Source organism: Hymenobacter volaticus, from assembly GCF_022921055.1.
Taxonomy (GTDB): Bacteria; Bacteroidota; Bacteroidia; order Cytophagales; family Hymenobacteraceae; genus Hymenobacter; species Hymenobacter volaticus.
The window spans coordinates 5,238,981-5,263,126 of the sequence record NZ_CP095061.1 but is presented as its reverse complement, the minus strand read 5'-3'; the positions used below and the strand labels follow the sequence as shown (position 1 = coordinate 5,263,126).

The following is a 24,146-nucleotide window of genomic DNA, read 5'->3' as shown; positions in this document are numbered from 1 at the left end:
AGCTACGCTTTTGTCTGATAAGTACTGTAATATATTACGGAAGCTTAACATTGCCAACCGTTCGGATAAGTCTAAAAGCCAAGCATATGAATGGCGGCTACTGCGCCCTCCACTCCTTTATTTCCGTGCTTGCCTCCGGCCCGGTCCCACGCCTGCTCTAGCGTGTTTGTGGTTACTAGACCAAAGATAACTGGCTTGTTGAACTTGAGTCCCACGTTGGTGATGCCATTCGCTACTGCGTGGCAGATATAATCGTCGTGCTTGGTCTCGCCTTTTATCACTACGCCCAGGCAAATGACAGCGTCTATCTCTTCGTGTTGGGCTAGCAACTGCGCTCCTAGCGTTAGCTCAAAGCTCCCGGGCACTGTATTGCGGAAGATGTTCTCTTCTTTGGCCCCGTGCTTAATGAGCGTGTCGTACGCACCTTTGGCTAGTGTATCGGTTATTTCCCGATTCCACTCGGCTACCACTAAGCCGAAGCGCTTCTCGGAAATATCAATGAACTGGTCGGAAGTATACTCGCTTAGGTTTTTCAGCGATGTTGCCATAGTAGGATTTGTTGCTTGAGTTCTTGCCGCCAAAGGTACTCTTGCTACCGATAAGGACACTATAGCTGCTTCTTGGATCATTTGGTGTATAAGAGAAAAGGACGGCCTGAGGGCCGTCCTTTTCTGCTTTCTGCTTTCAATAGAAGCTAAGCTACTTGCTAGCGGTAAGACCTTCGGCGCGGGCCTTGTATTGACGCGCCTCGGCTACCTCAAATGAATTAGGATAGTCCGTCAGGATCCGGTCATAAGCTTTGGCTGCTCCTTCGTAGTTTTTGGCTAGCTCAAGTGCGGTAGCTTGCTTCATCAAGTAACCGGGAGTGAACTGCTCACTAGCATTGTGGTTGGCAGCCTTTTCATAGAAGTCAGCCGCCTCTTTGTACTTGTTCTGCTCCAGGTTAGCATCGCCTAGCAAAGCATAAGCCCGCGCTTGAAGCAGCAAGTCGTCCGACGAGAAATCCTCTAGGTAATCAGCCGCCGCTTTATACTGGCCTTGCTTGAGCGCAGCCACACCCGCATAGAAATTGGCTAGGTTGCCTGCTTTAGTGCCACCATACTCATTAGCAATAGATTCCAGCCCAACATACTGGCCGTCGCCTTTCATTGCCTTCTTCAGCGAATCAGCTTCCCAGTAATTCACGGCTTGGAACATGGCCGCCTGGGCCTTGGTGTCTTGCGAACTACGCCAAGTGAAAAAGGCAAATGCTCCTACCACTGCTAGTACCAACACTGCGAGCAAGCCGAGCAGGATGCCTTTCTTACGACGCAAGAAATCCTCCGTTTCTACTAGCCGAGTAGCCAGAGCATCTGGGTCCTCTAGCAGCGGATGCTCGGGTTATAGCTTTCAATGGGTTGCAGCGGATCGGCCGCAACTTGCTGTTGAGGCTGACGGGCGCCGGGGGTTTTACCCGTATATGGAATCTTCGACATGAGGTAATTGCTAAGTCATCAACGGCCGAAGCCGGGTGCGTCTCCGCATCTGAATACTAGTCGCGGATGTAAGGATAGTCTTGCTGCACATACACGTCCTTGTACAGCTCGTCTGCGCTTGGGTACGGTGAAGTTTCAGCGAAATCAACCGACTCCTGTACCCGTGCCTTTATCTTCTCGTCAATGGCGGTCAAGTCTTCCTCGGTAGCCATGTTGTTCGTAAGGATCGTATGGCGGACTGCTTCGATAGCATCGCGCGAACGGTAGTCTTCTAGTTCTTCCTTGGTGCGATACTTGGCAGGGTCACTCATCGAGTGGCCTTTGTAGCGGTAGGTCTTGAACTCCAAGAACGTTGGGCCTTCGCCTGCGCGAGCACGCTCAGCCGCACGAGCTACCGCATTGTGTACGTCTTCTACGTTCATGGCATTCACGGGCTCCGAAGGCATGTCGTACGACTCACCTAGCGTATACAGCTCCGTTACATTGGAAGTACGCTGCACGGATGTACCCATAGCGTAGCCATTATTTTCCACCACGAAGATGACTGGTAGCTTCCAGAGCATGGCCATATTGAAAGCTTCGTGCAGAGCGCCTTGGCGTACGGCACCATCGCCCATATAGCAGATGCAGAGTTTGCCAGTCTTGTTGTATTTCTCGGCAAATGCCAGCCCGGCTCCTAACGGAACTTGACCACCCACGATGCCGTGACCACCAACAAAGTTCACCTCCTTATCAAATATGTGCATAGAGCCACCTTTGCCTTTCGAGCAACCTGTAGCTTTTGCAAACAGTTCAGCCATGATAGCATTTGGTGAAGTACCTAGCGCTAGCGGGTGAGCGTGGTCGCGGTAAGCCGTGATCCATTTATCGCCTTTGGTAAGGGCCGATACGGCTCCAGCTACACAGGCTTCTTGCCCAATGTAGAGGTGGCAGAAACCTTTAATCTTCTGTTGACCGTACAGCTGACCAGCCTTCTCCTCGAACTTCCGCATGAGCTGCATTTGCTCGTACCAAGTCAGGTACGTCTCTTTTGGAAACTCTGGATTGGCTGGGCTGCTTGCCTTCGGAGAGCCCGTAGCAGCTTCTGCTTCGGGGTTGGAAGGGGGCAACATAGGATCTGGCTGCCCTACCGTTTCGGCTGCAGCTTCATTGGGCTTGGATGCGGCTTTCGTAGTCGACGATTTTTTCGTCGAATTGGAAGCCTTGGGGCAGCCTTTACTTTCGTCTCCGCCATCTTGCTTTCAGTTATTCGCGTTTGGGATGCGAAAGTACGTAAAAGGATTGCAATTACGAACCTCGCATGATTCTAGAAAACCTACAGTTATTGTTCTTCAAAAACTATAGCGAAGCTAATCTCCGCCTCTCTCCGCGTATCAATTGTTTTGTGGGTGACAATGGTAGTGGCAAGACTAACCTGCTTGACGCTATCCATTACCTTTCCCTCACCAAAAGCGCTTTCTCCACTGCTGATACGCAAAGCATAAAACAGGACGAAGAGTTCTTTGTGGTGAAAGGAAGATTTCAGCGTACTCCAGAAGACCCTGCCCTTCCCTCGTCGCCCCTTTCTCCTGAAGTTATTCAGGTTAGTCTGCGGGTCGGTCAGAAGAAAGCGGTAACACATGACAAGCAACCTTATGAACGCATATCCGACCACATCGGTCGATATCCGGCCGTACTTATTTCTCCCTATGACACCGACCTTATTCGGCAAGGCAGTGAGGAACGACGCAAGTATTTTGACAGCCTTATCTCGCAGCTCGACCATGAATATCTAGAGCTGCTTATTGCCTACAACCACATCTTACGACAGCGCAACTCACTGCTTAAGCTGGCTGCCGAGCGGCAAGGTGGCTACGACCGAGAATACTTACTCGTACTAGATGAGCAACTCGTGCCGGCTGGGCAAAAGATTATAGAAGCTCGTCAACAATTCCTTCAGGATTTCACGCCAGTTTTCCAGCGCCACTATCAGCAGCTCGCCGACAGCCGAGAGGTTGTTACGCTTGATTATAAAACGCAATTACTCGAAGCTGATTTCGCTAAGCTTCTGCGCCTACACGAGCGCAAAGATCTTGCGCTACAACGCACCACTATCGGGCCGCATAAGGATGACTTCGTTTTCTTAATGGATAATTTACCAGTTAAGAGTTATGCCTCGCAGGGTCAACAGAAGTCGTATGTAATTTCATTGAAGCTGGCCCAGTTCGAAATACTAGCTGCTCGCAAACAGCACAAGCCCCTACTTCTGCTTGACGACATTTTCGACCGGCTCGACGAGAAACGTATTACCCGCCTTCTTCAGTTGGTTGCCGATCACACATTCGGGCAAGTCTTCCTGACTGATACGCACCTTGACCGCACTGACCGGGCCTTGGCCAGTTTGTCGGAACAGGTTAGTCGTTTTCGAGTTGAAAAAGGAACGGTAGTAGCGCTATAGATTCGGGGTGAGTATATTTACTGTTCGCCCCGACAGCACCCTTCTCGCGCATTATTATACTGGTTGACCTTGAAAAAACCTAGCTCTTTCGAAAACTCCCGGCAAGGGGATATTGTGTCTCTCAAGGACAGTATTAAGTCGCTACTTAAAGCGTATCGATTACAAGGCAAGCTGAATGAAGTAACGGTGGTTGCAAGCTGGGAGCGTGTGATGGGTAAGGCAGTCGCTTTGAAGACGAAGGAGGTATATGTAAGCAATGGCAAACTATTCGTTCGTCTTACCTCTGCTCCTCTCAAGCACGAACTGGTGATGGCAAAGACGCGCGTTATGGAGCTGATCAACTTAGAGGTAGGTGAGCCTGTAATCAAAGAGGTTGTCTTTCTGTAGCCAATAGGTAGAATTCGTTAGTGCCTGTGTTAGCTATGGTTTCAGATATACTTGTGTAGCCAACATCACATATTTACTTATATCCATTAGGATCTTCTATCCCGCCAAGTTACCCATATATATACAGGCTTTTCTCGACCTAATGGGTTTGACCCTGCTCGTGCTCATCCTACATACAGTTTGAGTGGCATAAGCTCATGTGCTCTTGCGAACGGCCCTACTTTCTTGCTTGCTTTAGCTAGCTCTTCTTAAGAACTAGCCTTGAATTCTATATGGTACTGCAGGGTTACCTATGTTGCGCAAACGTGCTCTTTTGGCATGGCTAATCCACCTACCTCTACCTCATAATCCTTTCTATGGCTTCATCTCCCCTACCGGATTTTAGACCGGTCTCTTATTCACGCGTTACCCTGACGGAACTGATGATTCCGTCGTACGCCAATTTCGGTGGTAAGATCCACGGCGGTATTCTTCTTTCCTTGATGGACAAAGTAGCCTATGCGGCTGCTTCCAAACATGCGGGTACTTACTGCGTCACCGTTAGCGTTGATGGGGTCAACTTTCTTCAACCAGTGGAAGTTGGCGAACTAGTTTCGTTACTAGCTTCCGTGAACTACGTAGGTAGAACCTCCCTGTTGGTCGGCATCAAGGTCATTGCGGAGGATGTTCGCACGGGTACTGTCAAGCACACCAATACCTCTTACTTCACGATGGTGGCCAAGGACGATACTGGTAAACCAACGGTTGTGCCAGGGCTATCATTGGAATCAACCGAAGATACACGACGCTTTCTGGAAGCCATCAAACGGCGTGAGTTCAACGCGCAGCACCGACGTGAATTTGACAATGCCTTAACAGCTCTCGCGGTTGAACAGCAACTCTATCTCTTAGACAATGAGAGGTGCAGAATCACGTACTGAAAACTTATTATGTGAGTGCTTTTACGCTACCCTAACACAAGAGCTATAGAGCTTCTTGAACCACTTATTTGCCTTGACTAAAAAAGGCGAGATGCACTTAAATGCGTCTCGCCTTTTTGCTTTTTTTAGGGAGTGTGCTTTCGTGCCAAGTACGAGACCAGCAGCTTCCCTTATCCATCCCCTATGGCTAGCTTATTAGCCTTGTTGCGAGTCTCTACTTATGCTACTGTACACCTGTTTCTCCAGCCCAATTAAAATACTTACTGCAGCTATAAAACCAGTTGTACACCTAACCATTCTGCCTATATCTGCAACGCTTTATCATCTTGTATGCAGGTATTGTTACGTCAGAATTCGATGTGGATATTCTGAATGTGTTCAAGATACAACAGACAAAAATGTTTCACGTGGAACATTTTTGTCAACGTGGACCATACACTTTCAATAGTAGCTCATTGTAGGCCTCCAGCAAGGAAATATACTTGGTTTGAAGGGCCATAAGCTGTTTTACACAATCCGGTTCAGGCTGTTGTAACGGTGCATTACGCTGCGTTACACTTGACGAAGGTGTAACAGCTGCACTAGATGATACAAATGGTAAACTCGCCTGCTGTAACACCGTAAAGTCAGACGAAAAGTCGTGTCCTATTATGTCGCCAACTCGAGTTACAAACGTGTAATCAAGTGTTTCATCCTTGAATTTACGGTATATAGTTGGACGTGTAATACCCAACTCATCTACTATACGGGTAATAGAAATACCGCTGTTTTTAATGGCTTCTTGCAGTATTTGACCCTGATGCGGCATAGTTTGAGTTGATGTAAAACGAGATTGTAAATATGACACTTCTGTACGGAACAACAAAACAACTCCTGTAAATAGTACTATGATACGTAACGCGTAATACTTAACAAAGTTTACATGTGTAACAGGTTTTACAGTGTTACTTACTGTTAAGTGTACTAGCGGACAGCATTACACTAGTACACATGGACACTGTAACTTGTACCTCATAAAGCGCTTTAAGCAGCTAACCAGAGGCGTTTTGATTATTGTTACACGCTTGAACAACCCCATGATTGGGATAAGGCTTTCACTAAGTACAAAGGCAATAGAGGCCATAGCCTAGAGCAGTGCCTAATGCAGCATGCTGTGAAGAATGAACAACCGAGTTGTACCTCCTTTATGCTTACCAGGGCTTGGCAGTGTAGCAAGTACAAGGGCGTGATAACTGGCAATAATACCTGAGTCATCGAGTTGTAGTAATCAGTATCTATAGGCTAGTTCATTCGCAACCCAGGCACAAGTACCAGCTTGAATTGCTGTGTTTATACCAGTTGTTTTATGGCCATAAGCTTGCGGCTTGGGACCTAGTATGGCAAGCCCAAGCTCTAAAGGTGCAAGCGCTGTTTGGGGCCAATACTAACCCTTACCAACAGGAAACAAGTATAGCCCAATCGATGGATGAAAGGTGTGAAAGAATGCGTTTGTCAGCCCTCAGTAAACGGGGTGCTCAACGCTACATCTGCTACCAATAATTGGCTTCTACTTTAGTTCTCAGAACACGTTTAGCATAGCGCATCGGTCACCGTCTTCAACCAAGTGTACCCGCGCAACTGTTCAAGAGCCTATACCCTATGACTGCCCGTAATAGACCTTATCGGTAGAGGATAATCTAGAAGTTCGCGCCCAACTGATGTAATAGATTCAATTACCCACATTGCAAATAGAACGATAGGCAACGCTGTACCTCTAAGCCTACTGCAGAGTGTAGGATGTGAGAACAGCTACTATAAATAGAGACACTACGGCACAGGCGTTACCACTAATATGAATACGAAACCAACCAAAGGTTTTTATAGTGCAGCAAAGTGCCTTGAAAGCGCAACCCTGAAGCCTTAAGCAAGCAAAGCCCTACAGAAGAAACCGGTATTTTAGAGGCTGAAAAATCTAACTTACTGTTGCTCTTACAATGAAGCGAAGCATTCTATTACTCTTGTTGGTACTAGCAGCTGTGGGTGGCTACTTCTATTACCAGAGCCTGAAAGCGGGACCTAAATACGCGCTGGTACAAGTAGCCAACGCAGCACGTACACACGATATGGCAACCTTCGAGCGCTATGTCGATGTGAATAGCGTGACGGGCAGCTTGGTGGACCAAGTGGCAAATCAAGGACCAGAACTCGGGTCTATGAATCCGGGAGGCTTGGCTTTCAAGAGCGCGTTGCGAATGCTAAAGCCTCAGCTTTCGCAGATGGTTCGGAAAGAAGTGCAGCAATTAGTTGAAACCGGTTCGCTTCAGGGAGCAGCCGATGCATCTGTTTCCAAGGGCATAATGAACATCTCGTTGGCTGGCCTTGCAGGTAAAGTGGCTAGCCCCGATAGCAAGTTCAAAGACGTGAAATACGTAAAGGAAGAAGGTAAGCAAGCACTAGTTAGTATTGAGTTCACACAACCCAAGTATGACACGACGATGGTTGTGGAGTTAAAGATGCTCAACCGCGGCGACCATTGGCAGGTAACGGAAATCACAAATACGGGCGACTTACTGAAGCAAGTAGCGCGGCTGGAAAAGCAACGAATGCTGAAGTAATGGACAGGAAGTTCATGTAGTTGAATCCCGCAAGATTCAACAGAAGTCCATAGAAAAAACAAAGCCCCATCCTGCAATTGCAGGATGAGGCTTTTTCTGTAAAGGCTTTTGAGGTATGTTATACTACTCCGGTATTGGAGTTGCCACGGCCCGCAAACAGATAGTAAAGGATTAAGCCGCCCAAGGGGAAGAAGAAAATAATAGCAGCCCAGAGCAATTTTTTACCAATGGTCCAAGGCTGCTTGAAAACGTCAATCAGAGCCAGTACGTCTAGCGCTAACAGGACAAATCCCCAAATGCTAAGGCCGCCTCTGCTATTGAAACGACTGCAAGCGCTAGTCGTGAGAGTAAGGGCAAGCATCGGCGCAATTACTGCGAATCGGTTCAGATAAGGTGTGAGTTTGTTCATGGGAGTCGGGAGTGAGTTGGTTTGCGAGGTTTCTACGCACAACTCCCGGAATAGATATAGTCCACGAGTTATAATAAACATAAGTGATTGATTTACAGTATATTAACTAGATAAACGCGCACTTGCTGGAAAAATGTAAGGCCTGCCTGTGGAATAAGGATCAAGCCGAGGAGTATCCCGAACAAAGCACCATAGAAATGCGCATCGTGGTTTATGTTGTCGCCCGACGACGGCCTTGATAGTAGGAATACGCTAGATATAAGAAGCCAAACAGGAAGGGCTGAATCGGGATGGGCAGTGGGAAGATGATAATGCCGCCTCCGCCTTGGGCCACCGGATAAAACAAGATACTGGCAAACAGTACCGACGATACTCCGCCCGAAGCCCCAAGGCTGCGGTAGGCTGGGTCGTGACGGTGCCGGAAATATGTGGGAATATCCGACAAGATGATGCCACCTATGTAGAGCAATAGGAAGCACGCAATGCCGGTATTCAAGCCGTAAGCTTCCACAAATTCCGACAGTACTGCCGGGCTGAAAGAGTAGAATGCAAACAGGTTGAAAGCTAAGTGCACAAGGTCGGCGTGGAGGAAACCGGAGGTAAGGAACCGATACCACTCGCCCGTTGTGATACGAGATAGGGGCTAAAGATCCACTTCTCCATTAGCTCCCGATTAGACCAGGCGTACATGGAGATACCAGCCGTAAGGGCTATGAGAATCAGGGCAGGACTGATAAAAGGCATTAGAAGAAGTTTAGAGGGAAGTCGTAAGAGAATACTGAGTTGGTGTATGAGTAACAGCCGACAGCGCCAAAGCACAGCAGCGTATGCCAATACCAACACAGTGTGGCTTGGCATACGCTGCTACGGATGTTAAGGACGTTTGGCCTCAGGCGGCAGGTACCCCCTAAGCACCTTAGTTTTCGGCCCGGATCATGTGTTTCCGTTTAAATGATAGCAGATAGCAATCCGACGGTTACTGCTCGCGGTCCATGAGCTGTAAGGCAAGCTGCAAGAGCGGTTCTTTGCGCGCTGCGGGAGCCGCTACGCGTTCCAAATGCTGTAAGGCGCCCTGGAAGTAAACGTTGATGAGTGCTTCCGTCTGAGGGCGAATTTCGAGCTCATCGTAGAGAGTACGGATGGCGTGCACCTTTACTTCAGCGCTCAGTACGGGTTGACCGATGTGCCGAGCCAATACGGCTTGTTGCCTGGCATCGGCCTGCGCTTGGGCGGTGAGCAGCAAAAAGGTTTTCTTGTCGGAGACAATATCGCCGCCGACGCGCTTGCCGAAAGTAGCGGCATCACCGTAAACGTCGAGCAGGTCGTCGCGGAGTTGAAAGGCCAACCCGATACCAATACCGAACTGACGAAGGTGGTCGGCGTCGGTGGCGCTGGCTCCGCCGAGCAGGGCGCCTAGCTCTAGCGCGAAGCCGAGAAGCACAGCCGTTTTCAGCCGAATCATATCCAAGTATTGCGCGATGCTGACTTCGGTTTCGGTTTCAAAGTTCATGTCCCATTGCTGGCCCTCACACACCTCGGCCGCCGTTTGGCTGAAGCGGCGCAGGATGGTGGGCAGCAGGTGGGCGGGCACATCAAAGAATAGTTCGTAAGCCCGCACCAACATCACGTCACCACTCAGGATGGCCACGTTGGCATTCCACTTCTCGTGCACCGTGGGCTGGCCACGGCGCAGTGGTGCTTGGTCCATGATGTCGTCGTGGAGCAACGTGAAGTTGTGGAAGACCTCTACGCCTAGTGCAGGCTTAATTGCGTCGTCTAGGTCGTCGGTGAAAATGTGGGCACCAAGCAGTGTAAGCAGCGGCCGAATGCGCTTACCACCCAAAGCCATAATGTAGCGGATGGGCTCATACAGAGCCGTCGGCTGGTCGCCGTAATGCAGGCGGTCGAGGCCAGCAGTGAGCTTATCGGAGAAAAAAGAAAGGTCCACGGAAGGGCAAGTACGGTTCAGTTGGAAAGGTACGGAGGAATCAGCAGGCCGTTCGCGCGTGCTCGGGCTGAGTGTGTAGGGAGCCATAATGTATACTCATGAATGCAATGCTGAATGAAAGTCCGCTTTTGTATTCGCCTGTAGCGACACTACCAGCACTACGCTTTCGAGCAACCAGAGTAAGGTCTATTGGTATTAACGACGCCACCAGAAACCACAAGGCAACGGAAGTACATATCAGTACCCATTTAGTTAAGTTTAGACGCCCTGACAAATAAAAAGCCCTGAGTGTCTATCATAGACAACCAGGGCTTTTTGCTTATTAGGAAACGGTGTACTGCGTTCCTAATCAGGAGCTGTACCTACCGCCGACGCTTGCCTTTGTCGCCGCCAGGCCGACCACCGCTGGGCCGGCCGCCACTACGCTCGGGGCGGTAGCCGCGGGGGCGGCCGCTGTTTTCGCGGCGCTCCTGTTGTTCGCGCTGCTTAACCGAATCGGGGCGGTTGTCTACCAACTCGAAGTCGATGGTACGGTCGAGTAGGTTGGCGGCTTTCACTACCACTTGCAGCTCATCACCAAACTGGATAATGCGCTTGGTCCGCTGACCCACGATGCGGTAGTTGTCTTTGTCGAGCTCGAAAAAGTCGCCAGGAATTTCGCTGAGGCGCACCATGCCTTCGCACTTATTCTCCTCGATTTCCACGTACATGCCGCGCTCCGTAAGGCCCGATACCACGCCAGTGAACGTCTCGCCGATAACATCGGACATGAACTCCACCTGCTTGTATTTGATGCTAGCCCGCTCGGCAGAAGCAGCCAGTTTCTCACGCTCCGAGGAATGTTTGCACTCTTCTTCCACTGGTCCGACTTCCACATTTTTGCCCCCTTCGAGATAATGCTCAAGCAGACGGTGCGCCATCATGTCGGGGTAGCGACGGATGGGCGAGGTGAAGTGCGAGTAGTGGTCGAAGGCCAGACCGAAGTGGCCGAGCGGCTCCGTGGTATAGATGGCCTTGCTCATGGTGCGTACCGCCAGCGTCTGGATGACGTTCTGTTCGGGGCGGCCCATCACTTCCGACGACAAATCATTGAGCTCGGTGCTTAGCTTCTTAGGGTTGCTGAGGTCGAGGTCGTGACCGAACTTCTTTGCGAAGAGAGCAAAGGTTTGGAGACGGTCCGGGTCGGGCGCTTCGTGCACGCGGTACACCATGGTGAAGCGCGGCTTGCGGTTCTTGAGTTTGAACACAAACTCGGCCACCTTGCGGTTGGCCAGCAGCATGAACTCCTCGATCATCTTGTGCGCGTCCTTGCGCTCCTTCACGTACACGCCAAGTGGCTTGCCCTCGGCATCGAGTTTGAACTTCACTTCCTGCGTCTCGAAGCTAATGGCACCTTGCTTGAAGCGTTGCGCACACAGCTTCTTGGCGATGCTGTTCATGAGCTGAATCTCCTCGGTGTAGTCAGCCTCCAAGCCTTCAATTCGCTCCTGCGCTTCTTCATAAGCGAAGCGGCGGTCGGAGTGAATGATGGTCTTGCCAAACCACGAATCGTAAAGTTTGCCATTCTCATCTAGCTCGAACACTGCCGAAAACGTGAGCTTGTCTTCGTGCGGGCGTAGCGAACAGAGGCCGTTGGACAAGCGCTCGGGTAACATCGGAATTACCCGGTCGACGAGGTACACCGAGGTGGCGCGGTGCTTAGCCTCGCGCTCCAATTCGGTGCCCGGCTTTACGTAGTGCGTCACGTCGGCGATATGCACACCGATTTCCCAATGGCCGTTCTCCAGCTTCTGGATGCTCAGGGCATCGTCGAAGTCTTTAGCGTCGGCGGGGTCGATGGTGAAGGTGGTGATGTTGCGGAAGTCGCGGCGGCGGCTGATTTCGTCTTCAGAAATCTGGTCGGAAATAGCTTCGGATTCCACCTCTACTTCGTTGGGGAACTCGAACGGCAAACCGAACTCGGCCATGATGGCGTTGATTTCGGCTTCGTTGCCGCCGGCCTGCCCGAAGCTGCGCACTATCTCACCTACAGGCGAACGGCCAGCGTCACTCTCGGGAAATTCGGTGATGCGGACCAGCACCTTCTCACCGTGCTGCGCGCCGTGCAAATTCTCGAACGGCACAAACACATCGAAGTACATCTTGCGGTTGTCGGGCTTCACGAAGCCAATGCCACCCTGCAATTGCAAGCGGCCAACCACCTCGGGCCGGACCCGGTTGAGTACCTCCACCACGTCGCCGACGGGGCGGCCGTCGCGGGAGCCGCGCAGGCGCAAGCGGACCGTATCGCCGTGCATGGCAAACTTCAGTCGGTCGGTGAACACGCGCACGTCGCTCTCACTTTCCTCACTAATGACGAAGGCAAAATTGTCGGTAGCCAGGGCTACGGTGCCGGTGATAGTATCCCCGCCGCTGTCTTGCCGACGCCGGGCTTCGGGCCGCAGTTCATCGGATGGGAAGTCGAAGCCAGCTTCGCGCCGACGGTGCACAACCGGGTCGTTGCCGAACTCGGCCTGCACCGAACGAGCGGGCTTGGCGGGCACGGGCGTGTTGTCGTCTTTGCGGCGTTTTTTGCTGCTAGCGGGCACTGTAGCGGCTAGTGCAGCTTCGGGATCAGTCAAACGATATTCGTCGTTTGAAACGGCCGTAAGCATGCCGGAACTCTTCAGGTCGCGCAGGTGGGCAAATACCACTTCGCGCTGTTCCTTGGTGGTCACGCCTAAGCGGCGAGAGAGTTGACGGTAGGCAACTACTTCCGTTGGTCTGTCAGTGAATATGCGGTATACCTGGTCTTTGGTTACCGTGGTAGGGGCAGCTTGCTCGCTGCGGGCTGCCTTCGCGCGAGGGGCGCGGGGGCGGCGGATTCGTCTTTTCTTTTCATCAGAAAATAAAGGCCGCCAGGGGTTGTCTTTTTCTCAGGCGGCGGGGTTGATAGGAAGGAAAGCAAACCTGATTGGCAGCTTTCCAGGGTGAATGTACTTGGCCCAGCGCCGGCGTTGGTAGCTGGCTGATCTGGCCTCAAGAAGATAATACGGAATATATCCGCAAATAACTATTTCAAGTCGCAAAAGCCCTGTTATGGATTTACGACGGCCAACTTCTTTAACACCGTTTCGCCGAAATCAGTTACATCCCACTCTTTTAAATCTGAAACCTGCCCGTCTCCGACTTCAACCACACGGTACCTACCAGAAGACAGTTGCACCACATCCAGCGAATAAAAGAGCCGCGGTGCCAGCAGCGCCAGTACGGGATGCAGTTCGGCTGGCAGTTCCTTTTGCTCGGCTCCGTAAGCTGCTCCGGCTACTACAAAAAAGCGCCGCTCAGATTCTGGTTTCAGCTCAGCAAACTCTCGCACAAACAACACCTCGTCAGCGGCCACCTGATGCTTTTCTAGCAGTTGTTTGTACTGCGCTCCTGAAGCCACCACTGAATCGGCGCCGAATGACTTTACAACTCCCTTCACAAAATAGCGCTGGCCACCGGCGAAATCCGGCTGAGCCGATGCCAACTGAAAGGCACTAGCGAAAGTGTAAGCCGCAATTTGATTGTACCAACCGGTAGCTTGGTGTGAGGATAAGTACTGCACCTTATTGATGTGCAGGGGAGTCAATTGCTCCAGTGCCTCATACTCGGATTCGGTGAGCATCCAGCCACGATAAAGCGCCGGACCCATAGACGACTGCCGCGGAAAAAGTTTACCGGTTTCCGTATCGAAAAGCGCAACCTCTATCCCGCTGTTGCGAGCCCATTGAAACTCCGCCTCCCACATGGGGTCGATAGTTTGAGGCTCGTAAGGCAGGGACGGGTAGACGATGTGCATAGCGTGTTAGGATGACGACTAGAACACCCAAAAACTACACCCGGCTAGCTACGGCGGCGCGGATGTCGGCGGGCTCGTCTTTGGGAATGGCGGCTAGTAGCTGCCGAGTGTACTCGTGCTGCGGGTGAGCATAGAGGTCGGCGGCGGGGCCGCTTTCTACGATTTGCCCTTGGCGCATCACTAGCAGGCGGTCCGACATAAAGCGGGCTACCGATAAGTCGTGGGTGATGAAGAGGTAGGTGATGTTGAACTCGCGCTTGAGGTCGTTGAGCAAATTGAGCACTTGGGCCTGCACTGATACGTCGAGGGCGGACACGGACTCGTCGCAGATGATGCACTTGGGTTGCAGGGCTAGGGCACGGGCTATGCAGATGCGTTGGCGTTGCCCGCCGCTGAACTCGTGTGGGTAGCGTTGGTACTGCGCTTCGGTGAGGCCTACGGTGCGTAGCAATTCCAGCACCCGGGCTTTCTGCTGCTGTTTGGTACCGCCGACGCCGTGTACTCGCATGGGCTCCAAGATGGCTTCGCCCACAGTCATCATGGGGTTGAGCGCGGCGTAAGGGTCTTGAAATACCATCTGAAACTCCCGACGCCGGCGACGCAGTTCGCCGGCCGGCAGCTTGGCTAAATCCACGCCCTCAAATAAGATGCTGCCTGAGGTCGGCTCGACCAGTCGGAGCAGCGCCCGGCCCAAGGTGGTCTTGCCACACCCTGACTCCCCTACCAGTCCCACCGTTTCGCCGGGATAGATGTCGAAGCTGACGCCGTCCACAGCTCGCACCACTTCCGGCTTGCGGTTGAAGAATCCTTTGCGAATAGGGAAGTGTACGTTCAGGTTTTCCACTTGCAGCAGTGGCGCCGTGCTGCCTACTGGTACAGTGTCCTGGCTCGGTTCGATAGTGCCGTTGAACGAAGATGAAGAAGTGCGCTCTTCCTTGTTTGCTACCTCACTCGTCGGGCCTCCTCCAAACACAGCACTATCGCTACCGGTGACTGGCAACAGCTGCCCCGATTCTAGAGTAGGGGCCGATTCAACTCCCAAAATAGCGTTGCCGAGGTGTGGAACATTGGAATGTTCCACGGGGAACGTTTTGGTAGTTTCAATTGCGTTTTTAGAGGGTTCAACATCCAGCTCACTGTTTTCAGTAGCAGCCACTTGCGCAACCGACTCGTCCATGGAAATAAAGCCTCCATCGGCTGTTTCACGCATGAAATCGGCTACTACAGGTAATTTTTTTTTGCCAACTGATAATTTTGGGCGGCAGGCTAGCAGGCCTTTAGTGTAAGGATGCTGAGGGTTGGTGAAGATGTCGAGGACGGGGCCCTGCTCCACCACGCGGCCACGATACATGACCAGGATACGGTCGGCTATTTCGGCTACCACGCCCAGATCGTGGGTGATGAAAAGGACGGCGGTGTTATGCTGGCGGCGGAGCTGATCGATGAGCTGGAGCATGCGGGCCTGCACCGTTACGTCGAGGGCAGTGGTGGGCTCGTCGGCAATGAGGATGGCAGGGTTACAAGCCATGGCCATGGCTATCATCACGCGTTGCTTCTGGCCGCCGCTGATTTCGTGCGGGTATGACTTAAAGATCTTCTCCGGGCGCGGCAGTTGCGCTATCGTGAACAACTCCACAGTACGGGCTTCGGCTTGCTTGGCATCGAGGTTGGTATGCAGGCGCAGAGCTTCTACCACTTGGCTGCCGCAGGTGTACACCGGGTTCAGGGACGTCATCGGCTCCTGAAAAATCATGCTGATGTCGTTGCCGCGTACCTGTTGCAGTTGCTCTTCGGTGAGCTTCAGCAAGTCTACCTCGCCTAGTGCCTCGGAATGGAAGCGGGCCTCCCCGTCGTGATGCGGCCCGGCGGCAGTGGAATCAGCCCCATCAACGCCAACGACGTAACCGACTTGCCCGACCCCGATTCGCCTACAATAGCCAGCGTCTCGCCCCGGTGCACGTCGAACGACACGTCGGCCACGGCCCGCGTGTCGCCGCGGTGGCTGGAGAAGTCAATGGTTAGGTTGCGGACGGAGAGAATAGGTTCAGACATAAGGCAACGCCAACTCTTAATTGGCGAATAACAGGACGAAGTGAGTAAAGATAAGGCCGTAACGCAGTAGCGCGAAGTAAGAAGCGCTTGACGGCTTGAACGTAAAACCGAGCTACTAATTCAAGTGCCATGCTGCTCTGCCCTCATGCCGCGCGTGCCGAAGGATAACGGCCGGGCTGATGTTGCCACACCAACCGTCATGCTGAGCGGAGTCGAAGCATCTCGCTCGCTTCGTTGGGTTAGCATTGCAACCTCAGCACGCGAGATGCTTCGACTCCGCTCAGCATGACGGTTTAGTAAGGTGCTGACGTCATAATCTAAATGGCTTCGCTTGGCGCAACTCACTATACTAGTAGCCGACCTCAATAAAAAACGGCCGGTTGGAAGAGTTCCAACCGGCCGTTTTAGGGCATGTAAAGTGGTAATAACTTAGGAAGCTGCTGTGGCTTCGGCGTCGTGGCGGGCTTGGGCGGCTTCCGGATCTTCGGCGGCTATGGGCTTTGCTTCTTGGTACTGGTGGCCGTAGAAGCGGGTTTGGTTGAGCAAAATCAGGGCTACCCCGATGAAGATAGACGAGTCGGCAATGTTGAAGATGGGGAAGTCGGGAATGACTTTGCCACCTACCAGCGGCCAGGAAATCGGGAAGAACCCATCCGGAAAATCAACAAATAGCATGTCAATTACCTGGCCGTGCAGCCACGGCGTAGGCACGCCGAAAGGCGCGTTGTCATAGATGATGCCGTAGAAGATCGAGTCGATTAGGTTGCCGATGGCGCCGCCTAAAATCAGGGCAATGCAGATCAGCAGGCCTTGGGGCGCCCGCTCCTTCCAGAGCCGGTAGATGTAGTAGCTGATGCCCGTCACGGCCACGATTCGGAACACCGTAAGGACAACCTTACCATAAGGTGGCGGCAGCTCGAACCCGAAAGCCATGCCCGGATTTAGGGTGTAGTGAAGCTTAAACCAGTCACCGAAAACCGGGACTTCGCCGGGCATGCCGGGCTGCATGTACGTGTGCACAGCCCACTTCGAGAGCTGATCAATGGCAATGACCAGCAGCGCCACCAAATAGTATTTCCAATATTTCATAGGTACGGGTGAGAAGCAAGAGGTTAGAAGCGGGGTGAAAGACTGACAGAAAAGCAGTGTTCTAACCTCCCTCCCATCCTAGCACAAAGTGACGCAGAATTTTAGACTTCGCTGCCCCGAGGCGAGCCTTATCTTCCGTGCCGTTGGTATATGTTTCGAGGGGCTGTTTGTGCCGTTTTAAGCTAGAATCAATGGGATTTAGACGAATACATACGCCTTAGCCGCGGGTTTGGACGGCCATATGCCAACCGACCTTTTGCAAGAATCGGTTGGCACTTCAGTTTCAGCCATTTGCAACTTCCAGTTGCACCGGAACCTTGTACTCGTCGAATTCCAGCACTGAGCCGCCGTTCACATCCGCCGCAAAGTCCAGCGCTACCGCCTGAATTTCGCCCCGGATATAATCGCCGAACGACTGCACGGCAGCTTCCAAGCCGGCCTGACCGGAGGCCAGCGTGACGCGGATTTTGTCTTGCACTTCCAGGCCGCTGTCTTTGCGTAGGTTCTGGAGGCGGTTAACCAGCTCGCGGGCTACTCCTTCGTGGCGCAACTCGTCGGTGAGGGTCACGTCGAGGGCCACGGTGAGCGGGCCGTCGGAGGCGACTAGCCAGCCGGGGATGTCCTCGGAGCGGATTTCCACGTCGTCGGGAGCCAGCGTGATGGGTTGGCCATCAACTTCCACGGCTAGCTGGCCGGTCTTTTCGAGGGTGCTGATTTCTTCGGCGGTCATCTGCTGGATGCGGGCACCCACGGCTTTCAAACGGGCACCGTATTGCTGACCAAGACGCTTGAAGTTAGGCTTCACCGACTTCACCAACACGCCGCTGGTATCGTCGAGGAACTCCACATGCTTCACATTCACCTCGGCGCAAATCAGGTCTTCCACCTTGGCTACCTGCTCACGCGTCGAATCGTTGAGCACTGGCACCAGAATGCGCTGTAACGGCTGCCGCACCTTCAGCACCGACTTCTTCCGGAGGGAGTGCGTGAGCGACGAAATACGCTGCGCCAATTCCATTCGCTCCTCTAGCGCCTTGTCGATGCGGGTCTCATCGGCTTGCACAAGCAGCGTGAGATGCACCGACTCGGGAGCCAGCGGCGTGTTCTTAGCTACGGCCTCTTCACGCATGCCGTCAGTCATGTTCTTGTAGAGCCACTCTGCAAAGAAGGGCGCAATCGGAGCCATGAGCTGCGAAACCACCACCAGGCATTCCTGGAGCGTCTCGTAAGCAGCGCGCTTGTCGGTGGTCAGCTCGCCCTTCCAGAAGCGCCGGCGCGAGAGGCGCACGTGCCAGTTGGAGAGTTGGTCGGTCACGAAATCTTGGATGGCACGGGCAGCCTTCGTGGGGTCGTACCCATCATAATAGCCGCGCACTTCGAGGATCAGCGACTGAAGCTTGCTTAGGATCCAGCGGTCCAGCTCGCTTAGGTCGGCGTGCGGTACCCGTTCGAACTCGCGCGCCTGGAAGCCGTCGAGGTTGGCGTAGAGGGCGTAGAACGAGTACGTGTTGAAGAGCGTGCCGAAGAAGCGGCGCTGCACCTCCGTGATGCCGGCGAGGTCGAACTTCAGGTTGTCCCAAGGCTGCGCGTTGGCAATCATGTACCAGCGCGTGGCATCCGGACCGAACTGCTGGATGGTAGCAAACGGGTCCACGGCGTTGCCGAGGCGCTTGCTCATTTTATTGCCGTTCTTGTCGAGCACAAGGCCGTTGGCCATCACGTTTTTGAAGGCCACCGAGTCTTCCAGCATCACGCCAAGCGCGTGCAGCGTGAAAAACCAGCCACGGGTTTGGTCGACACCTTCGGCAATAAAATCAGCGGGAAAATTCTTCTCGAACTGCTCCTTGTTTTCAAGTGGATAGTGCCACTGCGCGTACGGCATAGCCCCGGAATCAAACCACACGTCAATGAGGTCGGGCTCCCGGTACATGGGCTGGCCGCTCGGCGAAACCAGGAAAATATCGTCCACGTAGGGGCGGTGCAAGTCTACGGTGGCGCCTTCCGGAATCGGGTTGTGGGTCATCACCTCGGCGGCTACGGCTTTGTCGATTTCCTGACGCAGCTCCGCGATGCTGCCGATGCAGATTTCCTCGGTGCCATCTTGCGTGCGCCAGATGGGCAGCGGCGTGCCCCAATAGCGCGAACGGCTCAGGTTCCAGTCCACCAAGTTTTCCAGCCAGTTGCCGAAGCGGCCGATGCCGGTGCTGACAGGCTGCCAGTTGATGGTCTTGTTGAGCTCGATGAGCCGGTCTTTCACCGCCGTCGTCTTGATAAACCACGAATCCAGCGGGTAGTAAAGCACCGGCTTGTCGGTGCGCCAGCAGTGTGGGTAGGTGTGCTCGTACTTCTCCACTTTGAAAGCTGTGCCGTCGCCTTTCATACGGATGGCAATGCTCTCATCGAGGGTTTTGTAGTCGGAGCCGGTTTCGTCGTGTCCGTCGTAGTTCTTCACCCAACGGCTACCGAACTCGCCCATCTCGGCCACGTAACGGCCGGTGCGGTCCACGATGGGTACTTTCTTATTAGGATCATCCTTATCAGGCACTAGCAAGGCCGGGATGTCGTTGAGCTGCGCGACCTTGAAGTCGTCGGCGCCGAACGTGGGCGAGATGTGCACGATACCTGTACCGTCCTCGGTGGTCACGAAGTCACCGGTAATGACGCGGAACGCCCGCTCATCGCCTTCGAAAGACGGGAAGCCTTTGTCCTGGCCGAACAACCGCTCGTAGTGGATGCCTACTAGGTCGGAGCCCTTGAAGCTGCCTTCGATGCGCCATGGCAGCACCTTGTCGCCGGCTTTAAAGTCTTCCAGCGAAGCGTCTTTGCCTTTCTCCGAGAAGTACTTCCCTACCAACGCCTGCGCCAGTACCACCCGAACAGGCGCGAAGGTGTAGGGGTTGAATGTACGCACCAGCACGTACGGAATGTTCTTACCTACGGCCAGGCCCGTGTTTCCGGGCAAGGTCCAGGGCGTCGTCGTCCAGGCCAGGATGAAAGTTTCGGCCGCGTCATCGGCACCCGCAAATAGCTTTTCCGACTTCTCGTCGCGCTTCACTTTGAACTGCGCCACGATGGTCGTGTCTTTCACGTCGCGGTAGGTGCCGGGCTGGTTGAGCTCGTGCGAAGACAAGCCCGTGCCGGCCGCTGGCGAGTACGGCTGAATGGTGTAGCCTTTGTAGAGCAGGCCTTTGTCGTAGAGCTTCTTGAGTAGCGCCCAGCAGCTCTCGATGTACTCGGGCTCGAATGTGATATACGGGTCGTCGAGGTCCACCCAATAACCCATCTTCTCGGTGAGGTCGTCCCACTGCGCCTTGAAGCGCATCACGGTTTCGCGGCAGCGCTGGTTGTATTCCTCGATGCTGATTTTCTTGCCAATATCTTCTTTCGTGATACCCAGCTCCTTCTCGACTTGTAGCTCGATGGGCAGGCCATGGGTGTCCCAACCGCCTTTGCGGTTTACCTGCTTGCCAAGTAAGGTCTGGTAGCGGCAGAAGATATCCTTCACCGTCCGGGCCATAACGTGGTGAATGCCGGGGGCGCCGTTTGCCGACGGCGGACCTTCATAAAACACGAACGTCGGCTGCCCTTCGCGGGAACTCACGCTCTTCTCAAAGATGCCGTTCTGCTTCCACCAAGCCAGGATATCGGTACCAACTTGGCCGTAGTTGAGCGGCTGCTTGTATTCGGGGTAGTTCATTGTGCTGGCGGGGGCCTCACCCCCTAGCCCCTTCTCCAGAAGAGAGGGGGACTAGTTGTTAGATTTAGATTTTAAAATTGTTGCTTTTACAACCCTGCTTTTCGAAGCTAGTTCTCCCTCCCGAAAGGCTTCGCGTTTAAAGCGAACGGAAGGCCAAGAAAGGAAATGGAGCTAAGACAACTCATTGCGTGGCTGCACCTGCATTCGGTTTAGATTCAGCTCGAAATCATCGTCTTCCTCGTGGTACTCATCGTCGTAGTGGCGAATAGAAGATTGGTCGATGGTTTCGTCTTTGCCGTGCTCGAAGGTAACAAGCAAAGCCGGGAGCAGAATCAGGTTCGAGAAGTTGGTAATCAGCAAGCTAGCCGACATCAGCAAGCCCAAGGCCTTCGTGCCGCCAAACTCCGAGAAAGCAAACACCGAAAAGCCCAAAAACAATACAATGCTGGTGTAAATCATGCTAGTACCGGCCTCGCTGAGCGTGGTACTGATGGCGGCTTGCACCCGCTGCCCGTTAATGGCCATTTCCTGCCGGAACTTCGCCAGCAGGTGGATGCTGTTGTCACCATCGATACCGAGGGCTATGCTGAAGATGAGGGCCGTACTCGGCTTGAGCGGGATACCGAAGTAGCCCATGATACCGCCCGTGAGCAGCAGCGTGAAGAAGTTGGGCAACAGCGTGAAGAACACTGCCCGGATGCTCCGGAACAGCAGCAACACTACCAGTCCCACCAGCCCGAAGGCGATGAACAGGCTTTCCTTAAGCATGCCAATCAGGTACTCGTTGCCCTTAGTGAACAAGATGGTAGTGCCGGTCAGCTTCACATCCATACCCGTGCCGTTGAAAATCTGCTTGATTTCCGGCTGAATTTTCCGGGCCAGCAGGGTATCTAGGTTGTGCGAACCGATGTCGGCAATCTTGAGAGAAATGCGGGCCCGCTGCCCCGTGGAATCGGTGAACGAGCGGAGCAGCTTCTGCATCATTTGGCCGCTGCCGCCCTCGTTGGCCGACTGCGAACGAGCCAGGTAACTAAGCACGTAGTTCTTCTCAGAGTTGTCGGGCAGGCGGTAATACTCGGGGTTGCCGTTGTAGAACGCCTGCGTGCTAGCTTTCAGGAACGTGACGATGCTGACAGGCGTGGTCAGTTCAGGCTGAGTGCGCAGGAACTTCTCAAGCCGATCAATTTTCTCTAGGTTTTTCAGCTTGAGAATACCCTTTTTCTTGCCCGTATCCACCACCATTTCCAGCGGCATCACGCCATTGAAGTGCTGCTCGAAGAACTTCAAATCGGAATTCACCGACGAATCTTTGGGCAAGTCGTCAACCATGTACGACACCGACCGCACCTTGCTTACCCCAAATGAAGCCAGCACAATCAGCACAAAGGCGGCGATGTACACCGTCTGCCGGCGCTCCAATACCAAGTAATCGAAGAACTCTAGCAGCTTGGTGAGGGGTTTGGCTTCGAGGTGCTGGAGCTGCTTGGGCGTAGGCGGCGGCAGGTAGGTAAACACAATGGGCATCATGATAAACGACACCGCAAACGCCACGAAAATGTTGATGGTAGCCACCGCCCCGAACTGGAACAAGATGGCAATGTTGGTGAAGCAAAACACCACAAACCCAATAGCTGTGGTCGTATTGTTCATCAAGGTCACGAGGCCAATCTTGCGCACCACCCGCGCCATTGCCAGCACTTGGTTGCCGGATTTGCGGTAGTCGTAGTGGTAGCGGCTCAGCAAATAGGTACAGTTCGGGATGCCGATAACAATAATAATACTAGGTATCAGGCCAGTCAGCAGGTTGATTTTATAGCCCATGAGCACCATGGTGCCTACGCACCATACCACCACGACCAGAACAATCAGCAGCGGAAACACCACCGCCGACCACGTGCGGAAGAACATAAACAGCGTAATAGCCATCATCACCACCGTGAGGCCCACGAAGAGCTTCATTTCGGCAGCTACTTTGGTGGTCATCGTGGCGCGCACGTAGGGCAGGCCGGCGTAGTGCATCTTGATGCCGGTTTTCTGCTGAAAACGTTCGGCGTGGCTTAGGATTTCCTTCATCACCCCTTCGCGTTTCGAGGAGTTTAGGAACTTGGGGTCGAGGGTGAGGGCCAGCAGTGTAGCACCGGTAGTGGGGCTGATAAGCTGGCCTTTGTAAAACTCCTGCGCATTCACCACCCGCATCAGTGAGTCGAGCTCTACTTGGCTCTGCGGGGCCCGGCGGAAGATAGGTAGGGCTTTGAACGTGCTAGTGGCGGTGTCTTTTTCGAGTCGCGGCAGGCGCGTTACGCTCAGTACCCCGCTCACACCTTGCACCTTACCAAGGGTGTCGGTGAGGGTGCGTAGCTCGTTGAAGTTGCCGAGTTCGTAGACGCTGCTGTCTTGCATGCCAAGCACAAACACGTTGCCGTCTTCGCCAAAGGTGCGCTTGAACTGTTGGAAATACACCATGTCCGGGTCGTCGGGGCTGACGACTTGGGCAAAGTCATAGGTCATTTCCACTTTGCGTGCTTGCCAGCCCATGAACACCGTCATGGCGGCCAATAGCAGGATCAGAATCCGCCGGTTCTTGATGACGAATAGGGCTAGTTTACTCCACATAGGCTGCTAAAATGCAGCAAAGGTACGCAACCATTGGCAGCTTATCGGACTCTGTGCCGTGTAAGCAAGCCACCTCATTACGCTTGAGGTCAAGGAGTTTACCGCAGCAAGCAAATAAATTTAAGGCAAAGGCAACTTTCTATGGAAGATAAAGTTTAATAGACAGCACATCAGTGTTTTGCAGATCCCAATCATTGCATTATGCCGATACATAAGTTTTGCCGCTCTAGATGACCCTCTTTCACACACCCGACGCGTCCCTTATTTATAACTCTGCTTCCGACATCCTTTGTCTTAGCTACAGCGCTACGCGTCTCTCTATTTCGTTCAGGACCGCTTACCAGAAAGCACTGGAAAAAATGCTGAAGCACAACGTGACTAAGCTGCTACTGGACCTAAAGCGCAACGCCCCTCCAACCGACGAAACCGAGCACATTCTGCATCCCCTGACCGAGATTTTGCTTCCCCACCCCGACCGTTCGCTCTTCATTGCGGCAGTGGTATCGGAGAAGCAGTATCAATACCAGATCGGCAATATTTTGGCATCTAGCTCCGCCACGCTACCGCCCGCGAAAGTGGAGTTCAACTATTTCACCTCGCGCCGTGAAGCTACTGATTGGTTGAACAGTAACTGAGTTTTCCACGGAGTTATCCACATTCAAAATAATAACAAAAGAGAAGGCCCCAACGAGTTGTTGGGGC

19 protein-coding genes are annotated in these 24,146 nt (G+C 53.2%); 5 read left to right on the top strand and 14 right to left on the bottom strand.

From position 1 onward, the window contains the following. Positions 1-71: 71 nt before the first annotated feature. The 3 genes from ribH to pdhA all read right to left on the bottom strand — a co-directional run bounded on the left by ribH (position 72) and on the right by pdhA (position 2,587). Positions 72-548 (bottom strand): 6,7-dimethyl-8-ribityllumazine synthase, encoded by a 477-nt coding sequence (ribH, locus tag MUN86_RS23005; protein WP_245120317.1) that lies wholly within the window; start codon positions 546-548, stop codon positions 72-74. A 151-nt stretch (positions 549-699) separates the two neighbouring features. Beyond that, entirely contained in the window at positions 700-1,314 is a 615-nt protein-coding gene (locus tag MUN86_RS23000; RefSeq protein WP_245120315.1) for a tetratricopeptide repeat protein, read from the bottom strand. 217 nt (positions 1,315-1,531) lie between these two features. Continuing rightward, entirely contained in the window at positions 1,532-2,587 is a 1,056-nt protein-coding gene (gene pdhA, locus MUN86_RS22995) for a pyruvate dehydrogenase (acetyl-transferring) E1 component subunit alpha (RefSeq protein ID WP_245120313.1), read from the bottom strand. A gap of 188 nt (positions 2,588-2,775) precedes the next feature. Here pdhA and recF point away from each other — a divergent pair, with 188 nt between their 5' ends. From recF to MUN86_RS22980, 3 genes are all read left to right on the top strand, one after another. Beyond that, positions 2,776-3,912, top strand: coding sequence for a DNA replication/repair protein RecF (gene recF / locus MUN86_RS22990; protein WP_245120311.1), 1,137 nt, complete (start codon positions 2,776-2,778; stop codon positions 3,910-3,912). A gap of 69 nt (positions 3,913-3,981) precedes the next feature. Continuing rightward, positions 3,982-4,299 carry a DciA family protein gene (locus MUN86_RS22985; protein WP_245120309.1) on the top strand — a complete coding sequence of 106 codons (318 nt, stop codon included), beginning with the start codon at positions 3,982-3,984 and terminating at the stop codon, positions 4,297-4,299. Between the two features lie 356 nt (positions 4,300-4,655). Next, positions 4,656-5,219: an acyl-CoA thioesterase gene (locus MUN86_RS22980; RefSeq protein ID WP_245120307.1), complete on the top strand. Its 564-nt coding sequence runs from the start codon at positions 4,656-4,658 to the stop codon at positions 5,217-5,219. Positions 5,220-5,640: 421 nt separating this feature from the next. On the opposite strand, the gene MUN86_RS22975 is transcribed toward MUN86_RS22980, so the two are convergent. Further along, positions 5,641-6,027, bottom strand: a complete 387-nt coding sequence (locus tag MUN86_RS22975) for a helix-turn-helix domain-containing protein (protein ID WP_245120305.1) — start codon at positions 6,025-6,027, stop codon at positions 5,641-5,643. Positions 6,028-7,192: 1,165 nt separating this feature from the next. Between MUN86_RS22975 and MUN86_RS22970 the strand changes: the two genes are divergently transcribed. Then, complete coding sequence (locus MUN86_RS22970) at positions 7,193-7,813, top strand: DUF2939 domain-containing protein (RefSeq protein ID WP_245120303.1); 621 nt, start codon at positions 7,193-7,195, stop codon at positions 7,811-7,813. Between the two features lie 118 nt (positions 7,814-7,931). Here the strand turns inward: MUN86_RS22970 and MUN86_RS22965 are convergent, their stop codons facing one another. The 10 genes from MUN86_RS22965 to MUN86_RS22920 form a co-directional block, all read right to left on the bottom strand. Next, on the bottom strand, positions 7,932-8,222 hold the full coding sequence (locus tag MUN86_RS22965) for a PLD nuclease N-terminal domain-containing protein (RefSeq protein WP_245120301.1): 291 nt from the start codon (positions 8,220-8,222) through the stop codon (positions 7,932-7,934). A 211-nt stretch (positions 8,223-8,433) separates the two neighbouring features. Beyond that, positions 8,434-8,796 (bottom strand): rhomboid family intramembrane serine protease, encoded by a 363-nt coding sequence (locus MUN86_RS31925; protein ID WP_311181762.1) that lies wholly within the window; start codon positions 8,794-8,796, stop codon positions 8,434-8,436. A 402-nt stretch (positions 8,797-9,198) separates the two neighbouring features. After that, positions 9,199-10,170, bottom strand: coding sequence for a polyprenyl synthetase family protein (locus MUN86_RS22955; RefSeq protein WP_245120299.1), 972 nt, complete (start codon positions 10,168-10,170; stop codon positions 9,199-9,201). 362 nt (positions 10,171-10,532) lie between these two features. After that, on the bottom strand, positions 10,533-12,887 hold the full coding sequence (rnr, locus tag MUN86_RS22950) for a ribonuclease R (RefSeq protein ID WP_245120297.1): 2,355 nt from the start codon (positions 12,885-12,887) through the stop codon (positions 10,533-10,535). Positions 12,888-13,246: 359 nt separating this feature from the next. Further along, a complete protein-coding gene (locus MUN86_RS22945; protein WP_245120295.1) occupies positions 13,247-13,993 on the bottom strand; it encodes an ATP-grasp domain-containing protein in 747 nt (248 codons plus the stop codon). A gap of 34 nt (positions 13,994-14,027) precedes the next feature. Beyond that, a complete protein-coding gene (locus MUN86_RS31355) occupies positions 14,028-15,800 on the bottom strand; it encodes an ABC transporter ATP-binding protein (protein WP_280640563.1) in 1,773 nt (590 codons plus the stop codon). Between the two features lie 11 nt (positions 15,801-15,811). Continuing rightward, complete coding sequence (locus MUN86_RS31350) at positions 15,812-16,045, bottom strand: ATP-binding cassette domain-containing protein (protein ID WP_280640562.1); 234 nt, start codon at positions 16,043-16,045, stop codon at positions 15,812-15,814. 429 nt (positions 16,046-16,474) lie between these two features. Then, positions 16,475-17,134: a lipoprotein signal peptidase gene (locus tag MUN86_RS22930; protein ID WP_245120293.1), complete on the bottom strand. Its 660-nt coding sequence runs from the start codon at positions 17,132-17,134 to the stop codon at positions 16,475-16,477. Between the two features lie 283 nt (positions 17,135-17,417). Next, entirely contained in the window at positions 17,418-20,831 is a 3,414-nt protein-coding gene (gene ileS, locus MUN86_RS22925; protein ID WP_245120291.1) for an isoleucine--tRNA ligase, read from the bottom strand. Positions 20,832-21,002: 171 nt separating this feature from the next. Next, positions 21,003-23,444: an efflux RND transporter permease subunit gene (locus tag MUN86_RS22920; protein ID WP_245120289.1), complete on the bottom strand. Its 2,442-nt coding sequence runs from the start codon at positions 23,442-23,444 to the stop codon at positions 21,003-21,005. 230 nt (positions 23,445-23,674) lie between these two features. Between MUN86_RS22920 and MUN86_RS22915 the strand changes: the two genes are divergently transcribed. Continuing rightward, positions 23,675-24,079, top strand: a complete 405-nt coding sequence (locus tag MUN86_RS22915; protein WP_245120287.1) for a hypothetical protein — start codon at positions 23,675-23,677, stop codon at positions 24,077-24,079. Positions 24,080-24,146 lie beyond the last annotated feature (67 nt).